A 6,180-nucleotide genomic window follows, 5' to 3' on the forward strand; every position below is an offset into this window, starting at 1 on the left:
AAAGCTTTTAAACTTAAACCTGACTGTCATTGTATATCGAAATATCTAAATAATCTCATTGAGCAAGATCATCGTCATATTAAAGTAAGAAAGACAAGATATCAAAGTATCAATACGTCAAAGAATATTTTAAAAGGTATTGAATGTATTTACGCTCTATATAAAAAGAACCGCAGGTCTCTTCAGATCTACGGATTTTCGCCATGCCACGAAATTAGGCATATGTTAGCCAGTTAAGGGAACAACGACATGATAAAATGGTAATTAGCTATATTTTTCTAACTTTGCAACAGAACGGATCCACAACTGTGTGATGAAGAAAAACAGGAGGTGTGATTTGATGTTGATAAAGTTTAAATTAAAATACTCTCCACCATGCCCACACGAAAATGTGTAGGTAATATGAGGAGTTTCTGGGATTGATAATTTTTATTTGAAAATATTAAAGTATTTAAAAACCAAATTTCTAAGACATTTCATTATACTTAATTTTGTTATCTTTACTTTTTGCTATAGGATACTTCTCCGCGTTCTTCACTAACTTCTTACGGATAATATCATTGATATCAAAATTTAAATTGTCTGCTAACATATAGCTATATATTAAAACATCTGCTATTTCTTCAGCTAACCTTTCACGATTAGTTTCTACTACTTCATCAGATGTTTTCCATTGGAATAATTCCAATAACTCAGCTGCTTCTAAAGTAATGGACAATGATAAATCTTTCTCATTATGAAATTGTCTCCAGTTACGAGCATCTCTAAATTTATTAATTTCTTTCACAATATCATTAATTTCATCCATTGCTCTCATCCTTTGCTGCTATTTTTAGCGCTTCTCTTAACTGATCATCTACAGCATAAATATATAAGCCATTTACACCACGTGTTAATAAGACATTTAATTCATTCTTCAAAAGCATTTCTGAAAAATACTGTTTTGATCCGTCTTTTAACGTTCTTCTTTGCGTAGCTTTTTTATTAGCACTCTCACTTTTGTCAAAAATAATTTTACCATTTCTATATTTAACTGAAGGTCCTATAATGACGCCCGCAAAGTTTAAATCTAAACCTTGTATAGTAAATGTTGAACCTATTTCATCAATTGTTTGATCTTGCTCAACCCACGGTAAGCTAACTTGATTTCTATTAGCTTTTAATTGATAATTCCAAGGCATGGACCAATTTCCGATTTTAACTCTCCAAAAGTCTTCATGATTAGGCGGTTTGGTTCCATACTTCCAATCAAATGTAGCAAGCATTCGTGATATACCACTATCTGTATGTGTAGCTTTTATCTTAATAGCTTTTTCTAACTCATCTGGTGTATCAAAGATTTTAATATCATATCCTAATTTATCTTTAGGTATAGAATTTATTACTTGATAATCAACTAAGTTTCTGATCCAATTAACAGTTGAAATATCACTATTTATACGCATTTGATTTCTCAATGTTACATGATTACTATTACTTTTGGCCTTATCAAAATATTCATTCAACTTATCTACTTCCCAAATTTGTTCAGTAGTAAGAACTTGTTTTATATCAAATACAATTACCACAACCTTGGCTCTCGCCAATAAATCATCTAAATGATTTTTACCTTGATAACTTTGCTTCCCTTGAGTTAAAAGTAAGTGTGCTTCATCAACAATAACTACATCTACTTTTTCATCTGATGAGTTGTTATTAATAAAACTAGTAGGTTTTTGAACAATTTTATTTTTTTTATTAGCTATACCTAATTTAGAAGCTATTTGACTATATATAGAAACATGCTCATTATGGTTAACTAAAAGATGAATATCTAAATTTTCATCTAAATCCAAATTGTACTTTCCTAGTTCATAAAGTAATGTACTCATTAGAACTGTTTTACCTGAGCCCGCTTCTCCTTCAACAATAATTAATTGTCCATCTTCATTTAAAAGTATACTTTCTTTAATTTTAGTTAGTATTTCTTCTTTAGCATTAATTTGTTCTTGTGTCAATTTATGAAATGGAGATGCTTTGAATATAGCTGAATCTTTAATAATACTTTCTATAGGAAATAACGATTTATTTTTTTTATTTAAAGATTGCCATATTTCAGAGAATATTTCATCAAGCATTTCCGATGTATAATATTCATTTTGTTGATTTGTTCTACTATTATGAACTCTAGATATATTCTCTACACTCAACAAATACTGCATTAATCTATTTTCAATATCGAGAGTCAAAGATTTATTAAATAATTCATGACCAATCACATACATTGATGATTTTTTTGATTCAGAAAAATCTTCCCAAAATGATTTCACCTTCTTATCAGCATTTAGATGCTGTCTTGTTCTATTTCTTATATCAGCTGTTTCTCCCACATAAACTTCAAAATTATTTTCACTCTTTTTGTCATTAATGATATACACAGTCGGATATCTCAATAAAAATTTCCCATTTGCTGAAATATTCCACTTACGTACTGAGTTATCTAAATCCTCTAGTGAATAGTTAATATTTTCTATTTTTAATAAGTTTCCCATTATATCACCTATCAATTTCTCATATATACGTCTCTATTTTATCAATTTTATGCTAAATTAATATACTTTTTTATTTTTATTGAGAAAAAATTGTAATCATCGAGATAGTATACTGTGTACATGGTACTCAAGTTACGTCAATACCTTAAACCGTCCAACTGTTGCAATTGATTCTCTAACGATTATTCACTTTGATTAGTCGCAATTTTATTTAATAATCACCTAAAAATCAAATGAACATCTGATCTAATATATCTTGTGAAGTGTCATATAATATTAAAGAAGAACTAATAACTCCCTAAACAATCTTAAACACAAAATTGCTTAACATAATATCTACATGTTTTTTCTTAATACACTAAAAACCTTATCCCTTATGGTACGTTTCCCCTTATCAATGATATTACTAAAGTAACAAATCATTATAATGGCTTAATACTTTATCTTCTCTATAATCGACTCTAATAATTCTATTTTTAAATCATTTCATTAATATATTTTTCATATATATCAATATTTTCTTGTATATTGTACTTTGCTTCTCTTACATTAGAAATTCTAGAATCTCTATCTTTTTCTAACAATTCTTGTATTTTAGTAGCTTTATCTTTTGATAATTTTTTAAATATATTATTATCTCTATATACATATAATTTTTCTTCATGTGCTAGCATCCTGCTTATTGAATAGTTATTTATCACATTACTCAAGCCTTTATCTGCTGTAAAAATTGAATGTAAAAAAACTTCTTTGCTATTGGTATTTCTTAGAGCGATTTGATCTTCCGAGGTTCTAATATGAAATAAATCCCAAGCTATTCCTTTTAATTTACTCAATAAATTTTTACTATTCAAATTAGTAGATTTAAATATATTATTATCACTATTATTTATGTAATCAAAAATAACACTTAACTCTAACTCTGAGTAAGCTAATTTATTTTCAGTTTCTTTAATAAAAGTTTGAATCAAGTAAACAATTTTATTTTCTGCTGATTTTTTACTGCTGTTTTTTATAAAAAATGCCATTAAAACTAATAGATAAATTGCTTGAAATTGAAGTATATTAGAATCTTGTATATTCATCATATGATAGTATCTATCATCTGTATCTAAAATAACTTCTGAATCATTAAAATATCTTGAGAAATTGCGATTTTCAAAATCAAATTCGCTTACTCTATCAAATATGGAAAATGATAATATTGTTTCATATGAAATTATTTTATTTATACTATGAATATTATTCCCATTTTCTATTAAATAAGGTACGCAGCTTATTTGTTGCTTGCTTTTTTTTATATTAGTTAAAATTTTAAAAAAATCATCTTCATATTTATTATTTACAATCAAGTTTCGTAAATAGCTCATTACGTTACTATCAAAGTCAATACATTGACCGACTTGAATTAATTCATTACCGTTTATTACTTCATTATCAATAATTATTAAATTATCGTAGTTGGCTATTTCAACAACATGGTACTTATCGCTATTAGTTAAAATTTTGGGGATTTTTCTTTCATTCATTCTTTCATCAAAATCAAATAAACGTGATCCTTTTAATAGTTTTTTATTTTTAGAATATTCAATTAATGGTTGTTGTGTGATTAGTAGCAACTCTTCTAATTTCATGATATGTCCTCCACAAAACTTGTATAATATAAATTATTAATTAATCATTTTTTTCAATACTATATCTAGTTAATATCAAAAATAAATAAATAACCAAAATACATTTCGTATAATTTATATTTGATAATTCTATTAATCCATGAGCTATTTCATTGCGTAAATTCAACCCCGACTGTTCAACCATCACAATTTGAATTAGTTTATGTATATCATTTCCTAAGGTCGATTTCACATCATCTCTGAGTAAAAATTCATTAAATGTTACTTCTTGTTGCGTATTTCCTTTCCTAATAGATGTAGTTGAATAGCCAGCTTTAGAAAACATTCTTCTAACTGTAGATTCAAATTGAGGGACTAAAATATGCAAAGCGCTCAAATAATCCTTTTCTAAAAATCGAGAAATTCCATGTTCAATAAAAGGAACATTTTTATTATCTAACAGTTCCCACTTATTAAATTTTTGCATGAAATCTTCAGTGGAAATTTCAAATTCTGATATTAATTTATCAAAAATAGCTTTAAGAAGTAATTCAACATTAATATTTAAATGATGCATGTAATTACTATTAAAATTGATTGTTTTATTATCTTCTTCTGTAGTAGTTTCCACTACTTTTTTTCCATCATTCAATAAACCTTTTGAAATTAAACATTGTAAAGGAAACTCTTTACTTAACTTATCAACTAGATCTTCAATTACTGTGATTTTAGGAATTAAGTCATTACTGTATGCTATTTTATCTAACGAAATCTGTACATCTGAGGAAATAAATCCTTCAATAATTTTATCAATTTCCTCTTTTGGAAATTCTATTGGAATTCTTATTAGACTCATTTCATTACTGTTTTCGTATTCTTCATAGGTCCTTTTTACTAAAATCTTCATCTCATTACTTTTTTCTTTTTCTCCAATTTCCATATATTTTTCCATAGCTTTTTCTAAAAAATTTGCTTTTACCAATAAACTCTTATTATTTCTTCCTTGTTGATATTCCGCCTCTAACTCGTAGCTTTTTCCAATTTCTTTTTTCAATTCACTTCTTCTTTCAGAAGAAATTAAATCGAATTTTCTGTATTGACTAAGTTCTTCACAAAATACTCTATGTAGGTAATAATTTTTATCTTCAAAATTGTTTTTAATAGCTTTTTCTAAAACAATTATAATTTTATTTAAATGATTCTCTAAGATTATTTTTTTGTGCTTAGATTTTAAAATTTCTCTTATAAGTTTTGAAATTTCATATACATAACTATACTCATTATTATAGTCAAATTCATCCATTTTTAGATAAATTAATTCGATAGCTTTTTTGAGTTTTTCTCTATCTCCCATTAAAAGAGATACTTCAACTAATCTAGCTAATACTGAAGTATAATTAAAATCGTCACTGTAATATGTAAGAATCTCAACTAAGCACGATAGCAAACATTTTGAAATTTCATATTTAGTTTTAGTTGTTTTCTTATTACCATGTTCAAATAAAAAATCAGAATATCTTACTTTTAAAAACAAATTATTTGTCTCGTTTAATCTTTGCTCATAGTATTTAATTTGATCATTTGTAAATTTTTGAATGTCTGGCCACTCTCTACCATCATCAAAACTAATTGTCGCTACAAATCTTTTTTCACTTTTATTTTTTGATAAAATGGGATTTTTCTCATATAAAGAGAAAATTTCAATCTCATATTGTGCCAATTTCACTTCATTCTTTAGATTTTCATTTTTAGCCCACTCTTGAATTTTTTTAAATTTCTCCACAAATTCTGTATAATATCTAGTAGTCTTAATTGCTTCTAAGTCATTTACTTTTTCTTTAAATTTTTCCATACCTTAATCTTACCTCATTGAAATTAAAATAATAATCGTTATATTTAATTTTTAGCTTTATTTATGATATGCTTCTGCGTATCGGTTAATGATGCGGTTTATAGAATTATTTATAAATGTCAACCTCTTTATACTACTTCTCGTTACTTTTCATTACTTCTCATTACTTCTCATTACTTCTCGT

General features: G+C 26.4%; 4 protein-coding genes and 1 pseudogene. 1 reads left to right on the plus strand and 4 read right to left on the minus strand.

All coding sequences use genetic code 11. The features are described 5' to 3' along the window. Window positions 1–237 (plus strand): annotated as a pseudogene (locus HMPREF2881_RS11375) (IS6 family transposase); the annotation flags it as partial. Between the two features lie 229 nt (window positions 238–466). Here HMPREF2881_RS11375 and HMPREF2881_RS00870 read toward each other — a convergent pair. The 4 genes from HMPREF2881_RS00870 to HMPREF2881_RS00885 form a co-directional block, all read right to left on the minus strand. Next, window positions 467–808, minus strand: coding sequence for a nucleotide pyrophosphohydrolase (locus HMPREF2881_RS00870; RefSeq protein WP_002454574.1), 342 nt, complete (start codon window positions 806–808; stop codon window positions 467–469). Next, window positions 801–2,531 carry a DUF2075 domain-containing protein gene (locus tag HMPREF2881_RS00875; protein WP_070653595.1) on the minus strand — a complete coding sequence of 577 codons (1,731 nt, stop codon included), beginning with the start codon at window positions 2,529–2,531 and terminating at the stop codon, window positions 801–803. The genes HMPREF2881_RS00870 and HMPREF2881_RS00875 overlap by 8 nt, the downstream gene beginning before the upstream one ends. A gap of 476 nt (window positions 2,532–3,007) precedes the next feature. Then, window positions 3,008–4,165, minus strand: a complete 1,158-nt coding sequence (locus HMPREF2881_RS00880; protein ID WP_002454571.1) for a hypothetical protein — start codon at window positions 4,163–4,165, stop codon at window positions 3,008–3,010. Window positions 4,166–4,205: 40 nt separating this feature from the next. Further along, window positions 4,206–5,996 carry a DUF4209 domain-containing protein gene (locus HMPREF2881_RS00885; protein ID WP_002454570.1) on the minus strand — a complete coding sequence of 597 codons (1,791 nt, stop codon included), beginning with the start codon at window positions 5,994–5,996 and terminating at the stop codon, window positions 4,206–4,208. Between the last annotated feature and the right edge of the window lie 184 nt (window positions 5,997–6,180).

Origin of the sequence: Staphylococcus sp. HMSC057A08, from assembly GCF_001812925.1 — a bacterium.
Classification (GTDB): Bacteria; Bacillota; Bacilli; order Staphylococcales; family Staphylococcaceae; genus Staphylococcus; species Staphylococcus hominis.